Genomic DNA, 18053 nt, shown 5'->3' with positions numbered 1-18053 from the left:
CGTCCGCTATTTGTTCAGTGGTTGAATTATTTGACCGGCGTGTGACAGTGTCAAGGGGTGAGCCGACCCGACTCCCCCGCCGGCGCGGTGCGGCAGGCCAGCCTGCGCGAACTCAACCTCGCCCTGGTGCTCGGCCGGATCGCCGCCGCCGACCGGCCGCCGTCCCGCGCCGACCTGGCCGCCGAGACCGGCCTGACCCGGGCCACCGTCTCCGCCGTCGTGGAGGACCTGCTCGCCGGCCGGCTGGTGAGCGAGGCGGACCCGACGCCCCGCAACGGAGCCGGCCGACCCGCCCGGGGCCTGGTGCCGGCCGGCGACGGCCCGGCCGGCCTGGGCCTGGAGGCGAACGTCGACTACCTCGCCGCCTGCGTCGTGGACCTCGCCGGCCGGGTCCGGCACCACACGGTGCACCGCGCCGACCTGCGCCCCCTCTCCCCCGCCGGCGCCCTCGCCCGACTGGCCGAACTGGCCGCCGCGGCCCGCGCCGACGCCGCCGAGCAGGGCCTCACCCTGGCCGGGGCGGCGCTGGCGGTGCCCGGCCTGGTGGACGACGCCGGGCTGGTCCGCCTCGCCCCGAACCTCGGCTGGCGGGACGTGGACGTGCCGGCCCTGCTCGCCGGGCACCCGCCGCTGACCGACCGGGTCGAGGGCGTACCGCCGCTGGTGGTCGACAACGAGGCCAACCTGGCCGCCCTCGGTGAGCTGCACGCCGGTCCGGCCGGGCCGACCAGCTTCCTGCACATCTCCGGCGAGGTCGGCATCGGCGCCGGCATCATGCTCGACGGCACACTCTTCCGTGGCGCCCGCGGCTGGAGCGGCGAGATCGGTCACATCCCGGTCGACCCCGAGGGCCACCCCTGCCGGTGCGGCGGGCGGGGCTGCCTGGAGCGGTACGCCGGGCAGGAGGCCGTCCTCGCCGCCGCCGGGCTGGCCGGCGCGGACCTGCCGGCGGACACCGCCTCGGCCCGGCTCACCGAGCTGGCCGGGGCCGGCGACCCGGCCACGCTGCACGCGCTGGCCGAGGCCGGCACGGCCCTCGGGGTGGCCGTCGCCGGCGTGGTGAACCTGCTGGACCTCGACACCGTGGTCCTCGGCGGCGGATACGCCCGACTGACCCCCTGGCTCCGGCCACCGGTGCTCGCGGAGATCTCCCGCCGCGTCCTCACCGCCGCCTGGTCACCGGTCACCGTCCGGCCGGCCGTGCTCGGCTCCGAGGCCGCGGTGGTCGGCGCTGCCGGCTCGGTGGTCCGCCGGATCCTCGCCCGACCCGCCGGCTGGCTGGCCCACCCCCGCTGAGCAGCCTCTTCCGCTGAGCCGCCTCTTCCTCGTGGGCGACCGGCCGGGTGTCTCGGTACCCTTGCTCGGAGGCAATCACCACCGACCCGAGGAGTGCACGACCAGCATGCGCAGAGGTCGACAGGCCGACGCGCCCGGCGACCGGCGGTGACCACCACCCCACGCGACGGTGTCACCGGGCCGGTCAGCGGCGGCGGGCGGGCCGTCCGGTCCAGTTCCCGGCGAACGCCTGCCACCCCGCTGCCGGCGGACTCCCGGCTCGTCCGCGAACTGCTGGACGGCCTCGCCGAGGCCGTGGTGACGACCGACGCCGGCGGGACGGTGACCCTGGTCAACGCGATGGCGAGCGCGCTCCTGCCGGAGGTCGTCCCGGGCACCGCCCTGGTCGGCTGCACACTCCCCGCACTCGCCGACGCGGTTCGCGACGGCGCGGAGGGCTTCGAGACCGACCACTGCGGCCGGCGGCTGCGCGGGGTCCGGCGTGACCTCGCCGACGGCCGGTACGCCTGGTACCTGCGGGACGTCACCGAGGAGCGCGCCCGCACCGACTCCCTGCTTGCCGAGCGTGCCCGCACCGCGTTCCTCGCTGAGGCCGGCAGCCGCCTCGGGATGTCCCTGCACCGCGAGCAGACCCTGCGTACGACGGCCACGCTCGGTGTCCCCTACCTCGCCGACCTGGCCGTGGTGGTGCACCGCGCGCCCTCGCCGGCCGAGGACCCGCCGCACTGGGTGCGGTACGCCCAGGGTGACCCGGCACCGGTCACCGGAGTCGCCCCGGCGACCCTCACCGATACGGTGCCGGGGCTGGCCGAGGCGCTCGACGGCGACGTCACGGACCCCAGCCCCTGGCTGGACGCGCAGCTCGCCGACCTGGCAGCGCTGCTCCCCGAGGGCTTCGGGCGCCCCGGCACGGTGCTGGTCAGCCCGATGCTCAGCGCGGGACGCCCGGCCGGCGCCCTGGTGCTGGTCCGCACCGCCGGACGTGCCGGTTTCGACGAGCGCGACACCGAGCTGGCCCGGGAGTTCGCCGCCCGCGCCGGGGCCGCCCTCGGCACCGCCGAGCTGTACGGCGAACAGGCACACCTCGCCCGCGTACTGCAGAACAGCCTGCTCCCGCCCGAACTGCCCGCCGTGACGGGCGTGGCCCTGGCCGGGGGCTACCGCGCCGCCGGGGACAGCCTGCGCATCGGTGGGGACTTCTACGACGTCTTCCCGACCGCGAGGGGCGCGATGTTCGCCCTCGGCGACGTCTGCGGCAAGGGCGTCGGCGCGGCCGTGCTCACCGGCCGGGTCCGCCAGTCCCTCCAGACGTTGCGGCTGGTCGAGCAACGGCCGCTGGAACTGGTGCGGCTGCTCAACCGCGCGCTCTTCGACACCCCGGACGCGGTGCGCCGCAGCCAGTTCACCACCCTCCTGCTGGGCAGCCTGGAACGCGAGGCCGACGGCGCCGTACGGGCCCGGATCGCCGGCGGCGGGCACCCGTCCCCGTTGGTCGTCCGCCACGACGGCACGGTCAGCCCGGTCGCGGTGGGTGGGATGCCGGTCGGTGCGCTGACCTCCGCCCGATTCGCCCAGGCCGACGTCCGGCTCGCACCGGGCGAGCTGCTGCTCGCGTACACCGACGGGGTGACCGAGGCCCGGGGTGGGCCGCGCGAGATGGAGATGTTCGGCGAGCGGCGGCTGCACCGGGCGCTGGCCTCGGCCGCCGGGCTGCCCCCGGCGGCGCTGGTCGACCGGCTCCTGCAACTCGTCGACGAGTGGCTGGACGGGCAGGGCCACGACGACATCGCGATGCTCGCCATCTGCCCGACGGGGCCGGCGTGACCGGAGCCCGGACCGACGGCGCGGACGCGCGTCACGGGGTTCCACCGGCGCGGACGGGGCCGGACTCAGGCCGTCCTGACCGCCGGCGGCTCGTCGGCCCGCCACTCCGGGCCCGCGATCGTCCGCTCCGGGCCGCCGGCGCCGTCGGCCGTCCACGGCTCGACGTACGTCAGCGCGGCGTCCTGGCGGCGCGCCGCGTCGTCGAACTCGCACAGACCCGTCAGCAGCGCCTGGACGCCCTCCGGCGACATGTCCGCGAGGATCGCGGCGAGCTGCTGTCTGCGGTGGTGCCGCAACTCGGCGAGGAGCTGGCGGGACTCCCCGGTGAGGTGCAGCGAGATCTCCCGGCGGTCGAGCCGGCCGGGCTCACGCTCCAGCATGCCGGCGGCCACCAGGCGGTCGCAGAGCCGGCTGGCGGAGGAGAGGAGCATGCCCAGCCGGTTGGCGAGCCGGCGCAGGTTGATCCCGTCGTGCTGCTCCACGACCATGATCACCCGTAGTTGGGCGCCGGAGACGCGGCTGGTCGTGCTCTCGCGCGCCGCCTCCCAGACGGCCACGAGGGCACCCGCCGCGGCGTCGAGCTCAGCAGCCATACTCGTCTGGGGTCCCGGTGGACCGTGTACTTCCGCCATGGTGTGCCCGAGAGTACTCCGAATTCAGCGAACGCTGGGCTTGTGATCAAGGAGCAGGTATGAGTGAACCGGTCAACTGGGCACGACGAGTGCTCAACGAGGCGCCGGCCGACCTCCTGCTCGATCGGATCTCCTCGATCCTGACGACGTCGTACCGGGCCGAGCGGGTGGAACTGCTCCAGGTCGACTACCGGTTGTCGGTGCTGCTGCCGCTGGGTGAGGGCGACCCGGTCAGCGGCCCGGGGCACCCGGCGTGGCGGTGTTTCGACCACCAGACGCCGATCGTCGCCGACGCGGACGTGTACCTCCCGGTGTCGGTGCGCGGGGAACGGCGCGGCGTGCTCCGCGTCGGGCCGGTGCCGGACGACGAGGCGGTGATCGGTGAGCTGGCGGAGATCGCCACCGCCCTGGCACACGAGATCGAGGCGGCCACCGCCGGCACCGACGTCTACCGGGCCGCCCGGCGTACCCGCCGGCTGACCCTCGCCGCCGAGATGCAGTGGGAGATGCTCCCCGGGCGCAGCCGGGTCCGCCCGTCGTTCAGCCTGGCGGGCCAGCTGGAGCCGGCGTACGCGGTGCGCGGCGACAGCTTCGACTGGTCCGACGACGGCGACCGGGTGTGGCTGGCGACGATCAACGGCATGGGCGAGGGAGTGGCCGCCTCCATGCTCACCGCGCTGGCCACGCACGCCCTGCGCAACGCCCGGCGCGCGGGTCTCAGCCTCGCCGACCAGGCGGCGCTGGCCGATCAGGCGGTCTACGACCTGCACCGGGGCGGCCAGCACATCTCGGCGCTGCTGCTGGAGCTGGACCTGCGCAGCGGGATGATGACCGCGGTGGACGCCGGGTCCCCCCGACTGATGATGCTGCGCGACGGTGACGTCCGGGAGTTGCCGCTGGAGGCGCAGTTCCCGCTCGGCATGTTCGAGGCGACCGACTACCGGGAGCAGCAGTTCGCGCTGCACCGGAACGACCGGCTCTTCGTGGTCAGCGACGGGGTCATCGACGCGACGGGCCAGGACGTCCGGTACGGCGAGACGGCGCTGGAGCGTTTCCTGCGCCGCACCGGCCCGATGGAGCCGTTGGAGGCGGTGCGCTCACTCCTCGGCGACCTGCGCGCCTTCGTCGCCGGTGACCTGGTCGACGACGCGGTGGTGGTCTGCCTGGACTGGACCGGTCCGCAGCCCTGACCGGCCGCCTCCCCCACCCCGGCACGGGCCACTCCCGCTGTGGTCAGTACGCCCCGCGGCTGTTGAGCACCGCGCCGAAGGTCTTCCAGAGGATGGTGAGGTCGGCGGCGAGGGACCAGTTCTCCACGTAGTAGAGGTCCAGCCGGATGCCGTCCTCCCAGCTCAGGTCCGACCGGCCGCTGACCTGCCAGAGGCCGGTCATGCCGGGCTTGACCAGCAGTCGGCGGGCGACGTCGCCGTCGTAGCGGGCGACCTCGGACGGCAGCGGCGGTCGCGGGCCCACCAGGCTCATCTGCCCGCACACGACGTTGACCAGCTGCGGCAGCTCGTCCAGCGACCACTTGCGCAGCAGCCGGCCCACCCGCGTCACCCGAGGGTCGTCGCGCATCTTGAACATGAGGCCGTCGGTCTCGTTGCGGGCGGACAGCTCGGCCAGCAGCGCGTCGGCGTTGACGACCATCGTGCGGAACTTCCAGACGCCGAACTCCCGGCCGCCCTGCCCGACGCGGGTCTGCCGGAACAGCACCGGCCCCCGGCTGTCGACCTTGATGGCCAGCGCGATCACCATCAGCAGCGGCGCCAGCAGGGCCAGCGCCAGCGAGGAGGCGGCCCGGTCGACGAAACCCTTGACCAGCTTGCGGGCACCACGGAACTCCGGTGCCTCCACGTGGATCAGGGGCAGGCCGGCGACCGGACGGGTGTGGATGCGCGGGCCCGCCACGTCGGTCAGCGCCGGGGCCACCACGAGGTCCACCCCGGTGCCCTCCAGCTGCCAGCCGAGCCGGCGCAGCCGGGTGGCGGTCAGCTCACCGGAGGCGGTGACCGCCACCGTGTCCGCCCCGATCGCCGTGGCGGCCTCCGGGATCCCCCGGAACGAACCGACCACCGGCACGTCACCCAGCCGCTGCGGCACCGGCGCGAGCAGCGCGTCCGGGATGCATGCACCGACCACCTGGTAGCCGGCGTACGGCTCGCGGCGCAGCGTGTGCACCAGCTCCAGCACGTGCGCGGTGTCGCCGACCACCAGCACCTTGCGCGACCAGCCGGCGCCCCGGGAGCGGGCCCGGTGCAGCCGCTTGCGCGCCGCGAACCGTGCCACCTCCAGGCCGACCGTGCCGACGGCGAAGGAGATGGCCAGGAAGCCCCGGGAGACACCCATGTCGAAGATGTAGCCGGCGATCGCGACGCCGCCGGCGAGACGCAGGCCGGCCGAGTAGACCCGCCGGTACTCGTCGGCGCCGTAGCCGAGCACCTGGTCGTCGTAGCAGCCCAGCGCCTTGAGCGAGATCAGCCACACCAGCACCAGGCCGGGGGCCACGATGACGTACGGGATGTCGGAGCCGGTCGGATCGTCGGTACGGCCGAAGCGGGCGAGGTAACCGACGAGCACGGCGAGGACCAGCACGGCGGTGTCCAGCACCACCAGGGACCGGACGTAGGTCCGCTCGTCCGAGCGGGACAGCCGACCGGCCGGCGGGTCGCCGGGACCCGACGTCCTGGTGGGGGTCAACAGCGTCGACGACGTCACCGGACCTCCCCACATCGATCGCGGACCGCCCCGGTCCACCGGCCCGGCTCACAGGTGAGCGGCCGTGCCGGAGCAGTACCACATCCTGCATCGACAACTATGCGTACCGATTGCTTCCGACGTATTGCCGTCAGTTTGCCAAATCCGAGCGTTGCTCGGATCGAGCCCGTCGTGGGATCCGCACCCACGACGGGCTCGCCACTCCGTTCCCGGTCTCAGGTACCGGACTTCCGCAGCGCGATCGCCTTCAGGAAGATCGAGCCGATGCTGTTCGGGTCCTCGGTGACGAAGGGCCCGCCGCCGGTGATGTCGGTGATCGCCTTCAGCTCGGCCATGTTGACCTCGCTGCCGATGCCGATGAGGACGACCTGCACCGGACGCTGCGGGTCCCTGATCGCCTTCAGCTGGGCCAGCAGGTCCGCCTGGCTGATGCCGTTGTCGTCGTCGTTCTTGCCGTCGGTGAAGAGCACGATCGAGTTGACCTGCGCCGGGTCCCAGTTGTCCTGGACCGCCTTGTACGCCGCGAGCACCGTGTCGTAGAGCCCGGTGTCACCCTTCGAGGACTTGACGCCCGCCAGCGCCTGCTCCAGCTGGCCCCGCTGCCTCGACAGCGGCCCGATGCCGACCAGCTCCTGGTAGTCCTTGTCGCCGTCGAGCTTCGTGGAGAACGTCCAGAGGCCGATCTGCCAGGAGTCGTCGAACAGGTTCAGGCCACGCTGGGCCGCCGCCACGGTGACCTGCTGCCGGGTGGCGTTGTTGGCGGTCGGCACCTTCGCCGTCATGGAGCCGGAGACATCGATGATGCAGAGCAGCCGGCCGGACTGGGTGGCGATGGACCAGCTCGAGACGGCCCGTTCGATCGCGCCCGGGTCCAGGGCACCGGCCGCCCCGCCGCCGTTCGACGGGGGGTTCGCCGTACCACCGGCCGGACTCGGCGCGCCGGGCGGCGCGGTGAAGCCATCGCCCCAGTTGCCGTCCGGCCCGCGCAGCGACTGCGCGGCCAGCCGGTTACGGAAGGACGGGTGGGTCAGCACCTCGAACAGCACCCGGGCGGCGGACGCCTTCGCCGGCTCGATGCCGGGCAGCACCGCGTACGGGTAGTCCAGCGGAATGGATGCCGGCTCCAGGTAGAGCGCCGCCAGCGGCACCGGCGGCTTCTTGCTGTTGTACTCGATCACGTCCTCTTCGGAGAGGGCCGCCGCACCGAGGGAACGGGCGATCGTGGTCGGGTCCTCGGCGGTCGGGAACTTCGCCACCAGGTCCTGCCGGATGTTGGAACGACCGGTGGCCAGCGCCCGCAGCGCCCCGACCGTGTCCTTCTGGGGGTCCTTGCCGGCGCTGGCGGCGGCCGTGGTCAGCGAGAGCAACCCGGAGAGGCCGGCCGCGTCCCGGGTGGGGTCGACGATGCCGGTCTTCAGCGGCTTGCTGCTGTTGACCCGCTGGACCAGGCTCACCCAGCTCAGCTTCTTCTCCGGCCAGCCCAACTGGGAGGCGATCGGCTGCGGCATCGCCACGACCACCGGGCTGCGCGCGATGGACGATCCGTTGCCCGGGTCGAAGGCGGTCGCGCCGCCGGTCTTCAGCCGCAGCAGCCAGGTGGAGGAATCCGGTACCCATACGTCCGGGCTGACCGCCGTGCCGCTGGCCTGCCCCACACCGGCGAGGGTCGCGCCGTGCTTCGCGGCGACGGTGGCCGCCACCTCGACCGGTTCGGAGGCGGAGATCGTCACGTCGATGCACGTTCCACCGACCGCGGCTCCGTCCTGCTCCCACTGTGTGGCGGCAGCGTCGACGGCCGGGGCGAGCTCGGTCGCCACAGCGACGGCGAGGTCGATCTTCCCGGAGCAGTCGGACTGCGCCAGCTGCTGGTAGCCGAAGTAGCCGCCGGCGGTGACGGCGAGTACGCCGACCGCTGCGGCAGCTCCGGCGGCGTGGATATTGGAACGCATGCGATGGCGGCCTGCTGACACGCTGACCATCTTGCGGACCCATTGCGACAACTACCACAACCGTTCGGACGAAAGTTACGCAGGAGAAACAGTTGATCGCCGTTTCGTGACTGCGGGTAACCAGCCGGCCGCAAGACGTTGCGAAATGCGCAAAGGATTCACGGGAGCACGCAGGTCGGGCTCGGCACCGGCACCGGCTCCCCGACGGCGGTCGGCACACCGCTCGCCGGATCGACCCGGAACACCCGGACCATGTCGGCCCGCTCGTCCGCGACGTACAGGTGGGATCCGGTCAGCGCGAAGTGCCGCGGCCACTCCCCGTCCGTCTCCACCTCGGCCACCAGCTCTGGCAGGGAACCGTCGAGTGCGAAGACCGCCACCGTGCCGATGCCCCGGTTCGCCACGTACAGGAAACGACCGTCCGGCCCGACCGCGATCTCGGACGGCTGGACGTGACCGGCCCGGCCGCTCGCCTCCACACGCCCACGCTCGTGCAGCGCGCCGTCGTCGGTCAGCTCGTACGCCCCCACCGACCCGTCCAGCTCCCCCACCAGCCAGCAGCGACGACCGTCGGGGTGCCGGGCGAGGTGCCGGGGGCCCGTCCCGGCCGCCGTCCGCACCCGCGGCCCCCGGGGCACCAGCCGGCCGGAGCCGGCGTCGAGGTCGTACCGGTAGAGCGAGTCGGTGCCCAGGTCCACCGCGAGCAGCGGCCCGCGCCCGGGCGCCGGGCTCACCATGTGGGCGTGGGCGTGCTCCTGGCGTTCGGGGTCGGGACCGTGCCCCTCGTGCCGCACCCGGTCGCTGCGCTCACCCGGCGCCCCCCGCTCGTCGAGCGGGAGCACCGTCACGCTGCCGTCGCCGTAGTTCGCCACGAACAGGTGCCCACCGTCCGGCGCGACCGCCAGGTGACAGGGCGCGGCGCCGCCGGTCAGCCGGACGCCGAGCAGGTCGAGGTCGCCGTCCGCACCCACCCGGAACGCACTGACCTCACCGGTGGGCAGCTCGTTGACCGCGTACAGCACGGGCAGGCGGGGATGCCGGACGAGGAACGACGGTGACGGGGTGGCCGCGACGGTGCCCAGGGGCGTCAGCGCACCGGACTCCGGATCCCGGCGCGCCGCGACGATGCCCGTGCCCCGCCCGCCGCCCTCTGCCGTGTAGCAGCCGATGTGGACGATCGCACCCTGACCTGTCACCGGACCCGCCCTCCGCCGAACTCCTCCGTCGATCCAACCAGAGGCTTCCCGGTCCGCCGGTCCCCCACACGGAAATCCGCGGCATTTCCGGGCACGGACCGGCCCGCGGGGTCAGATCGCCGACACGGGCTCGCCGCGCTGTCGTGCCACGTGCTCCACCAGCGCGATCAGCACCTCCTTGCCGGACTGCCGGTGCCGGGCGTCGCAGAGGACCAGCGGCACGTCGGGGTCGAGGTCCAGGGCCTGGCGTACGGTCTCCAGGCTGAACCGGCGAGAACCGTCGAAGCAGTTCACGCCGACCACGAACGGGATCCCCCGCTCCTCGAAGTAGTCGATCGACGGGAAGCAGTCGGCCAGTCGCCGGGTGTCCGCCAGCACCACCGCGCCGAGCGCCCCGAAGGCCAACTCGTCCCAGAGGAACCAGAAGCGGTCCTGGCCGGGCGTGCCGAAGAGATAGACCTGCAGGTCCTCGTTGATCGTGATCCGCCCGAAATCCATCGCCACCGTGGTGGTCGACTTCGTCTCCACACCGGAGGTGTCGTCGGTGCCGATACCGGCTCCGGTCAGCACCTCCTCGGTCTGCAGCGGCCGGACCTCGCTCAACGCGCTGACCAGAGTCGTCTTCCCGGCGCCGAAGCCACCGGCGACCAGGATCTTCAGCGCGAGCGGGATCCGCCTGTCGGGCCCGTCAGAGCGCACGGAGTCCATCGACCACCGCCTTGAGGATGTCGTTGTCGGGCAGGTTCGCGGCCGGCGGCTGGTGCACCGTGATCAGGCCCCGGGCCAGCAGGTCGCCCAGGAGCACCCGGACCACACCCACCGCGAGGTCGAGGTCCGATGCCAGCTCGGCCACCGGGACGGGCCGGGAGGCCAGCGCCACCAGCCGCCGGTGCTCCGGCTGGAGGTCCGGGTGACCGGCCGGGTCGGCGCCGGGCTCGGCGAGCACGTACGCGACCAGGTCGAAGCGGTGCGAGGACCGGACCCGGCCGCCGGTGAGCGTGTAGGGACGCACGACCGGGCCGGCGTCGTCGTCCAGCCACTGGTGCTGCGTCCCGGGCGACTCAGCCCGCATCGGCGGCCTCCGCCGTCGACCGGGCCGGTGCGCTCAGGTTCTCCCCCACCCGGGTCACCAGCATGGCCATCTCGTACGCCACCAGGCCGATGTCCGCGTCGGCCTCGCTCACCACCGCCAGGCAGGCGCCCTGGCCGGCGGCGGTGACGAAGAGGTACGCCGACTCCATCTCCACCACGGTCTGGCGCACCGGTCCGCCCGCGACGTGCCGGCTGGCGCCGCGGGCCAGGCTCGCGAAACCGGAGGCCAGGGCGCACAGGTGCTCCGCGTCGGACCGGTCCTGGCCGGCGGACGCGCCGAGCAGCAGCCCGTCCGCGGACAGCACGACCGCCTGCCGCGCGGGCGGCACCCGTTCCACCAGCTCGTCGAGCAACCAGTCCAGGTCGGCGCTCTGCTTCGTCGGATGCCGCATCAGGCGTCCCTCTCAGTCGTGGTGGGGGCTTCGGTCTGGGTCCCGGACCCGGCGGCGGAGGGAGCGCCACCGGCGGCCAGCCGACCGCGCGCGGTGCCGGCCTGGAGCGCGGCCATGAAGCGCCGCGCCTCGTCCGGGGAACGTGGCGTGGCCGTCCCGACAGCCGGCTGCCGTACCGTCGGCCCGTCGACCCCGGACGCCGGCGCCGGAGTGCGGTCGGCCGCCGGGCGCCCGCCCGGCGCCGTGACCCCCGGGGAGGCGGCACGGCGTACCCGTCGGGGCAGGCCGTCGATCTCGCCGACCACCTCGGCCGGCGCCGGGACGGCGGGGGTCGCGCCCGGTGCGGCGGCGGCCGGGGCCGGCGGCGCCGTCACCGGGGGCCGAGCGGCACGCGGCCGCGGCACCGTCTTCCTCCGGACCGGGGTGACGGCGGTGCCCGCGTCCTGGTCGACGGGGAGCGCCGGCTCCTCGGTGACCAGGTCCGGGGGGATGAGCACCACCGCGGTCAGCCCGGAGGTGTCCGACGGGCGCAGCCGCACCCGGACCCCGTGCCGGGCGGCGAGCCTCGCCACCACGAACAGACCGAGCCGGGCCGTCTCGGTCGGGTCGAACTCCGGGGACCGGGCCAGCCGCCGGTTGGCGTCCTCCAACGCGGCCGGGGACATGCCGAGACCGCGGTCGCTGACCTCCACCGCGTACCCGTTGGCGACGTGGTGCCCGGAGACCTCCACCCGGGTGTCCGGTGGGGAGAAGGCGGTGGCGTTCTCGATCAGCTCGGCGAGCAGGTGCATCACGTCGCCGACGGCCCGCCCCGACGTCCCGGCGGGCGCCACCGTGGCGATGTCCACCCGGTCGTACGACTCGACCTCGCTGATCGCGCCGCGGATCAGGTCGACCACCGCGACCGGCTGCCGCCACCCGCGGCCCGGCGCGGAGCCGGCCAGGATCACCAGGCCCTCGGCGTGCCGCCGCAGCCGGGTGGCGAGATGGTCGACGCGGAACAGCTCGGCCAGCTCGTCCGGATCCTCGGTGCGCCGCTCCATCCGGTCCAGCAGGGCGAGCTGCCGGTGCACCAGCCCCTGACTGCGTCGGGCGATGTTGAGGAAGACCTCGTTGAGCCCGCGCCGCAGGGTGACCTCGTCGACCGCCGCCTGCACCGCCGTCCGCTGCACCTCGGTGAAGGCGCGTCCCACCTGGCCGATCTCGTCCGCGCCGTACTCCAGCGGGGGTGCCTCGCGGGCGACGTCGACCTGCTCACCGCGGCGCAGGCGGGCCACCACGTCGGGCAGCCGGCGGTCGGCCGTCTCCAGCGCGGCCGTGCGTACCTCGGTGAGCCGGTGCGCGAGGGACCGGCCGACCCGCAACGCCACGACGACCGCGACCACGACGGCGACGAGGCCCAGCAGCCCGGCGGCGGCGAGCCGCACGAGGATGCGGACCGCGGTCGGCACCGAGCGGTCGGCCAACCCGTCGGCCTGGTTCAGCTCGTACTCCCGCATCGCCTGCTGGACACGGTCGTAGCTGGCCACCCAGGTCTCGGGGGCGACCGTCGGCCGGGACCGCCCGGACGCGGCGACGGCCGTGTCCAGCAGGGTACGCAGCCGGCCGAACGCCTCCTGCTCGGTCAGCCGCTGGTACGCCGCCCGCTCCGCCGGGGGCAGGTCGGCGACCGCCGACTCCACGAGGTAGCGGTGGTTCGCGACGGCCTGGACGAACTGGCCGTGCTCGCCCTCGGCGAACCGGCCCGAGACGAAGGCGCCGGCCAGCAGGGCGTCGGCCTGCCCGAGCAACTCGCGGGAGCGACCGAGGGCGGTCACCGCCAGCGCCTGCCGGTTGAGTTCCGGGTCGGGCAGGGCCGCCATCGCCGCGAACGCCTGGAAGGCGCTGGTGATCATTCCGCTGTAGAGGCCGACCGCGCCGGCCCGGTCGACCTGCCGCCGGTCGATGAAACCCCGGCCCGCGGGCAACGCGTCCAGGGCCACCACGAGCTGGTCGAGCCGGGTGTCGAGGAGGTCGCCGGCGGCGTCCCGCAGGTCGTCGCCGGCGATCCGGCGCAACAGCTCGGCCACTGCCCGGTCGGTCCGCTGCCGCTGCTCGGCGAGGCCGGGCAGCTCCGCCGTGCCGGACAGCTGGATGGCCGACAGCCGTCGTTCCCGTTGCAGCTCGGCGACCACCGTCTCGCCGGGACGGCCGAGGTCGTACAGCAGGGTGCGGGCGGCGAGCAGGTCGAGGGCCGGGCCGAAGGTGAGCGTCGTGGCGAAGATCCACAGCGCGAGGAGCGCGGTCACCGGGACGACGACCAGCGCGGTCAGCTTGGAGCGGATCGGCCAGTCGCGTGTGTTCAATCAGACCTCGCCCGGAAGGTGTGGCTGCGGGGGCGCCGGCACCGGCCGGGCTGCGTCCGGTCGGACCGCGTCCGGCATGTCAGCCGGACGCCACCGGCGGACGCCTTGGGCAGGATACGTAATCGCTGCCCGATTGCACTACCGTCCGTCGCGTCACGATGCCCGGGCGGAGCCACCCGACGAGGAACGCCCGCCCTGGCTCGCTTCCTGGAACCGTTCAAGTCAAGGGCGCCTGCTCTGGCCATCCGAGCCACTCCGGGACCACGAGGTTTACCCGTCGGACAGGAAAGTGCCCCGGATCGGGATTGGCGATCAGTCGACGGAGGGAATACCGGGGGGCGAAGGAGGAGCCATGTCGCCCACACAGGTAATCGTCATAGTTCTCGTCGTACTGGTGATCGCGGCGCTCGTCGTGGCGGGCCGGGCGTACGCGCGCCGCCGGGCGCTGCGGTCCCGGTTCGGCCCGGAGTACGACCACGTCGTCGCCGAACAGGACAACCGTTCCGCCGCCGAGCGGGAGCTGCGGGACCGGGAACGCCGGCACGCCGAGCTCACGCTCACCCCGCTCAGCCCCGAGGGCCGGGCCCGGTACGCCGCCGCCTGGGAGGAACTCCAGGTCCGATTCATCGACTCGCCGGCCGACACCGTGGGTGACGCGGACGAACTGGTCACCCGGCTCATCGCCGAACGCGGCTACCCGACCGGTGACTTCTCCGACCAGATCGCCCACCTCTCCGTGGATCACGCCCGGACGCTGACCCACTACCGGGACGCCCACGAGATCCACCTGCGTAACTCCCGGGGAGAGGCGAGCACCGAGGAACTGCGCCAGGCGGTCGTGCACTACCGCGCCCTCTTCGCCGACCTGCTCGGCGAGGAGCCGGTGGGCAACCGGCCGCCCGAGCAGCGCCACCCGGACACGTCCCACGATGCCACAAGCCGCTGAGGAGCCCGCGATGCGCCAGGACGAGCAGGTCACCAACGAGCACCCCGAAGCCGTACGCTCCGCGCCGGTCGCGGTGCCGCCGCCCGGCGACCGGGCCGCCCGCACCGAGGTCCCCGAGGACGCGCTCGACGACCGGGGCACCTTCGACGACCCGGCGGTCGCCGGCGAACGGGACGGACGGGACGACACGGACCCGGACCGCACCCGTGCCCACGACGTACGGGCCGATGACGGCGAGCGTCCCGAGTTCCACGAGCCGGGTCCGGTGCCGACGGCGTTCGGTGCCACCACGGTCGGCGGCGCGGTGGCCGCGTCCGCGCTGGCCGGGCCCCGCCCGCAGGACGAGCCGGACCCGCGGCTGGAGGCGACCGCCCGCCCCGGCGACGGCGCCGTGGACGGCGAGCGGGAGGGGCGGCGGGCCGACCCGACCGCCGAGTTCCACCACCGGACCCAGGACGCCGACCGCGGCGGTTACGTCGACGACGCCGACCGGGACGACCGCCGGGACCGGCGGGACGACACCTCCGACGCGGTCGCGCTGCCGGCGGACGCCACGGACGGGCGTCCCGAGCGACGCGGCGACCTGACCTCGTGGGCCGGTGACCCGGACGCCGTCCGGTCGGGCGCGGCCGGCTACGGCAGCGCCACTCCCGCCATGGTCGACCCGGACTCGACGTCCCCGGACGCCGATCCGGCGCTGGCCGGCGCGGCCGGCGCGGCCGGCGCCCAGGCGCTCGCGTCCGCCGGCACCGCCCGGCCCGCCGGTTCCGCCGTCGCGGCCGAGCCGGCGACGCTGTTCGACCCGCAGACCGCCCAGGGCTTCCGGGACCGGTGGCGGGACGTCCAGTTGCGGTTCGTGGACGACCCGCGGGCGGCGGCCGGTGAGGCCCAGTCGCTGGTCGACGAGGCCATCCAGGCGCTCGCCTCGGCCCTGTCCGCGCAGAAGTCCAAGCTGGGCACGTGGCAGGACGCCGGCTCGGCCGACACCGAGCAGCTGCGGATGGCGGTACGCCAGTACCGCGACTTCCTGGACCGGGTCCTCGGCCGCTGAGCCGTACGCACGGGTGCCCCGGCGGGCGTGCCCGCCGGGGCACCGTCATGTTCCGGTGGGCGGCGCATGGCGGTGTCCGCAGGGGGTACGTGAGAAGGAAGCGAACCCGGTGCGGACAGGAGGGCGGCGCCATGACGGATCGTGACCGGAACCGACCGCTGGAGGAGAGCCCCGAGGTGGCCGCGGCGGTGGAGGACGACACGGGCGTACCCCAGCTGATGACCGGGGGCGGCGCCGACCGGGACAACCCGTCGTTCACCGAGCCCGGCGGCCGACCGGACCGGGACGCGGCGACCGAGGACATCCTCGGTGACCCGTACGCCGCCGGTACCGGCGCGACCGGCACCGGCACCGGAGCCGGCGGGGACAACATCCGTACCGGGGCGGAGCAGCCCTGGGAGGCGGAGGACCTGGTGAAGGCCCGCGGCCAGGACATGACGCCGGAGAACCTGGAGCGCGCCCGCCGCGACCTGGCCGAGATGGGCCAGGCGGCCATCGAGCGCACCGTGCCCTGATCGGCAGGGGGCCCCTGGCCCGACCACCGGAGCGGTCGGACCAGGGGCCCGGGGAACCTGCCGCTGGAAGCGCCTCACCTACTGCCAGCGGCGGGTAGGCGTGCCGGTTCTCAGAGCGCCGGGTAGGCGTTCTTCATCAGCTCGGCGAACTGGGCCGGGAACCACGCGCCGGAGATCGGCGCGTTCGGCAGTGCGCCGCTCATGCTGTTGCCGTTGCGCGCGTTGCCGGTGTACGTCGGGTCGCACATCCGGTCGAAGCCCTTGCCCTCGTTGTTCGGGATGGCGGTGCTGGAGCCGTCCGACTCACCCGGGGGCTTCACCCAGACGTACGCGTCGATGCCCGGCTCCGGCGCGGCCTTCGGGCGCTCGCCCAGACCGGCTCCGGCCTGGTTGCACCAGTTCCCGAGGTGGATCCGGCGGTCGACGCGACCACCGTTGACGTACGTGTCCACGCTGGTCGTCGCACCCGGGCCGGTGGGCCGGGCGGTGCCGCCCCAGCCGTTGCGGGAGGTGTCGATCAGCATGCCGATGTTGCTGTTGAAGCCCTTGGAGACCAGCTCCTGCCGGAACGCCTGGGCGAAGGAGAGCTCGTCGACGTAGAAGTTCCAGTCGATCCACTTGGACTGGCGGACCGTCTGACCGTTCACCGTGTCAGTGATCTTGATGTACGGCTCCTTCAGAGCCGAGTAGTTGGCCGTGTTGACGATGAAGCCGTGCACGTTGTTGACCGTGCTGCCGGAGGCGACCGAAGCGTCCTTCAGGATCTGCGCGGTCGGGCCGAAGTTGCTGTCCCAGCCGATCCAGCCGTGGTGCGCGGCGTCGATGTAGTTGTAGACGTTGCCGATCGCGCCCAGCTTCGCCAGGGCGTAGCCGACACCGTTGACGTACGCGCCGTTGGCCTTCACCGTGTCGCACATGACCGTGCCACCCGGGTTGCCGGAGGTGTTGGTCACCAGGTTCGGCAGCGAGTCGATCTCGATGATGTTGATGATCCGCAGGCTCGCGTACTTCGGGTCGGCCTGGATCGCCGCGATCGGGTCGATGTACTCGGCCTTGTACCGGGGCAGCTCGTCCGGACCCAGCTCACCGTTGGAGGCGAGCGCGGCGCAGTCCCGGCCGGGCAGGTTGTAGATCACGAACTGGATGTAGCCGGCACCCTGCCGCAGCGCCTCGTCCAGGTGGTTGCGCACGCCGAACGCGCCGTTCGAACTGCTGTCCGGGGTGCCGTTGATGGCGGCGATCCGGTCCAGCCACACGGCGGTCGGGTTGTTCGACACCCGGCTGCCGCCGGCGACCGACTCGGCCTTGGCCTTCCACTCCGGATTCACGTAACCCTTGGCGCCCACGTAGGGGTTGTCGACCTTCGGGCCGTTGGTCGGCGGAGGCGTGGTGGGGGGCGGGGTCGTCGGCGGAGGTGTCGTGGGCGGCGGGGTCGTCGGCGGCGGCGTCGTGGGCGGCGGGGTCGTCGGCGTGGTGCCACCGTTGCAGGTCACCCCGTTGAGGGTGAACGAGGTCGGCTTCGGGTTGCTGCCGCTCCAGGCGCCGTTGAACCCGATGCTGACGGTCGCGCCACTGGCGACCGACCCGTTGTAGGACTCGTTCTGCGCGGTGACGGTCCGTCCGGACTGCGACCAGCGGGCCGACCAGCCCTGCTGCACCCTCTGGTTGGCGTCGGGGAAGGTGAAGCCCAGCGTCCACCCGTTCAGGGCGTCGCCGATGTTCTTGATGTTCACGGTGGCGGTGAACCCGCCTGGCCAGTCGTTGGTCGTGTACGACACGTCGCACTGTGTCGCCGCGTGCGCGACGGTGACCGGGAGGGTCACCAGTCCGCCCGCGACCAGGGCACCCGCGCCGGTCAACGCGAGGGCCCGGCGGGGGCCGGACAGCCTTCTCCACACATTCATGCCACTGATCTCCTTGGGCGAGTCCGGGCGCGGGTACGGCCCGGCGGAACGGCCCGATGGGCGTCCTGTGCGGACGACCGCCGGCGCCGACGGGAATGTCTTCCGGTTTGCCCGACCCGGACGGGCGGTGGTGGTGGTGCCGACCGGCTCGCGAAAGGACCGGTCGTCGGCGGGAGGCCGTCCGGTGTGACCG

General features: G+C 73.7%; 15 protein-coding genes. 6 read left to right on the top strand and 9 right to left on the bottom strand.

The window, feature by feature from the left end; all coding sequences use genetic code 11:
* The first annotated feature begins 57 nt into the window (after nucleotides 1-57).
* A complete protein-coding gene (locus tag ACIBR0_RS02680) occupies nucleotides 58-1296 on the top strand; it encodes an ROK family protein (RefSeq protein ID WP_396712341.1) in 1239 nt (412 codons plus the stop codon).
* A 147-nt stretch (nucleotides 1297-1443) separates the two neighbouring features.
* The gene (locus ACIBR0_RS02675) at nucleotides 1444-3120 is read left to right on the top strand and encodes a SpoIIE family protein phosphatase (RefSeq protein WP_396712340.1); all 1677 of its coding nucleotides are present in this window, start codon (nucleotides 1444-1446) and stop codon (nucleotides 3118-3120) included.
* A 65-nt stretch (nucleotides 3121-3185) separates the two neighbouring features.
* Here the strand turns inward: ACIBR0_RS02675 and ACIBR0_RS02670 are convergent, their stop codons facing one another.
* Complete coding sequence (locus ACIBR0_RS02670; RefSeq protein ID WP_396712339.1) at nucleotides 3186-3713, bottom strand: MarR family winged helix-turn-helix transcriptional regulator; 528 nt, start codon at nucleotides 3711-3713, stop codon at nucleotides 3186-3188.
* A 98-nt stretch (nucleotides 3714-3811) separates the two neighbouring features.
* Here ACIBR0_RS02670 and ACIBR0_RS02665 point away from each other — a divergent pair, with 98 nt between their 5' ends.
* Nucleotides 3812-4942 carry a PP2C family protein-serine/threonine phosphatase gene (locus tag ACIBR0_RS02665; protein WP_396712338.1) on the top strand — a complete coding sequence of 377 codons (1131 nt, stop codon included), beginning with the start codon at nucleotides 3812-3814 and terminating at the stop codon, nucleotides 4940-4942.
* A 43-nt stretch (nucleotides 4943-4985) separates the two neighbouring features.
* Here the strand turns inward: ACIBR0_RS02665 and ACIBR0_RS02660 are convergent, their stop codons facing one another.
* From ACIBR0_RS02660 to ACIBR0_RS02630, 7 genes are all read right to left on the bottom strand, one after another.
* The gene (locus tag ACIBR0_RS02660) at nucleotides 4986-6470 is read right to left on the bottom strand and encodes a sugar transferase (RefSeq protein ID WP_396712337.1); all 1485 of its coding nucleotides are present in this window, start codon (nucleotides 6468-6470) and stop codon (nucleotides 4986-4988) included.
* A 215-nt stretch (nucleotides 6471-6685) separates the two neighbouring features.
* Nucleotides 6686-8440 (bottom strand): substrate-binding domain-containing protein, encoded by a 1755-nt coding sequence (locus ACIBR0_RS02655; protein ID WP_396712336.1) that lies wholly within the window; start codon nucleotides 8438-8440, stop codon nucleotides 6686-6688.
* Between the two features lie 137 nt (nucleotides 8441-8577).
* On the bottom strand, nucleotides 8578-9615 hold the full coding sequence (locus ACIBR0_RS02650; protein ID WP_396712335.1) for a lactonase family protein: 1038 nt from the start codon (nucleotides 9613-9615) through the stop codon (nucleotides 8578-8580).
* Nucleotides 9616-9726: 111 nt separating this feature from the next.
* Nucleotides 9727-10323, bottom strand: a complete 597-nt coding sequence (locus tag ACIBR0_RS02645; RefSeq protein WP_357033844.1) for an ATP/GTP-binding protein — start codon at nucleotides 10321-10323, stop codon at nucleotides 9727-9729.
* A complete protein-coding gene (locus ACIBR0_RS02640) occupies nucleotides 10304-10687 on the bottom strand; it encodes a DUF742 domain-containing protein (RefSeq protein WP_357033842.1) in 384 nt (127 codons plus the stop codon). The genes ACIBR0_RS02645 and ACIBR0_RS02640 overlap by 20 nt, the downstream gene beginning before the upstream one ends.
* Nucleotides 10677-11099, bottom strand: coding sequence for a roadblock/LC7 domain-containing protein (locus ACIBR0_RS02635; protein WP_396712334.1), 423 nt, complete (start codon nucleotides 11097-11099; stop codon nucleotides 10677-10679). The genes ACIBR0_RS02640 and ACIBR0_RS02635 overlap by 11 nt, the downstream gene beginning before the upstream one ends.
* Nucleotides 11099-13444: a nitrate- and nitrite sensing domain-containing protein gene (locus tag ACIBR0_RS02630; protein ID WP_396712333.1), complete on the bottom strand. Its 2346-nt coding sequence runs from the start codon at nucleotides 13442-13444 to the stop codon at nucleotides 11099-11101. Before ACIBR0_RS02630 ends, ACIBR0_RS02635 begins: the two co-directional genes overlap by 1 nt.
* 352 nt (nucleotides 13445-13796) lie before the next feature.
* On the opposite strand from ACIBR0_RS02630, the gene ACIBR0_RS02625 reads away from it, so the two are divergent.
* From ACIBR0_RS02625 to ACIBR0_RS02615, 3 genes are all read left to right on the top strand, one after another.
* Nucleotides 13797-14390, top strand: a complete 594-nt coding sequence (locus ACIBR0_RS02625; protein WP_396712332.1) for a hypothetical protein — start codon at nucleotides 13797-13799, stop codon at nucleotides 14388-14390.
* Between the two features lie 10 nt (nucleotides 14391-14400).
* On the top strand, nucleotides 14401-15441 hold the full coding sequence (locus ACIBR0_RS02620) for a hypothetical protein (RefSeq protein ID WP_396712331.1): 1041 nt from the start codon (nucleotides 14401-14403) through the stop codon (nucleotides 15439-15441).
* A gap of 131 nt (nucleotides 15442-15572) precedes the next feature.
* Entirely contained in the window at nucleotides 15573-15956 is a 384-nt protein-coding gene (locus ACIBR0_RS02615; RefSeq protein ID WP_396712330.1) for a hypothetical protein, read from the top strand.
* A gap of 110 nt (nucleotides 15957-16066) precedes the next feature.
* Here the strand turns inward: ACIBR0_RS02615 and ACIBR0_RS02610 are convergent, their stop codons facing one another.
* Nucleotides 16067-17860, bottom strand: a complete 1794-nt coding sequence (locus ACIBR0_RS02610) for a glycoside hydrolase family 6 protein (RefSeq protein WP_396712329.1) — start codon at nucleotides 17858-17860, stop codon at nucleotides 16067-16069.
* Nucleotides 17861-18053 lie beyond the last annotated feature (193 nt).

This window comes from Micromonospora sp. NPDC049497 (genome assembly GCF_044465805.1).
In the GTDB taxonomy this organism is placed as follows: Bacteria; Actinomycetota; Actinomycetes; order Mycobacteriales; family Micromonosporaceae; genus Micromonospora.
This window is presented reverse-complemented; position numbering and strand designations above follow the sequence as displayed.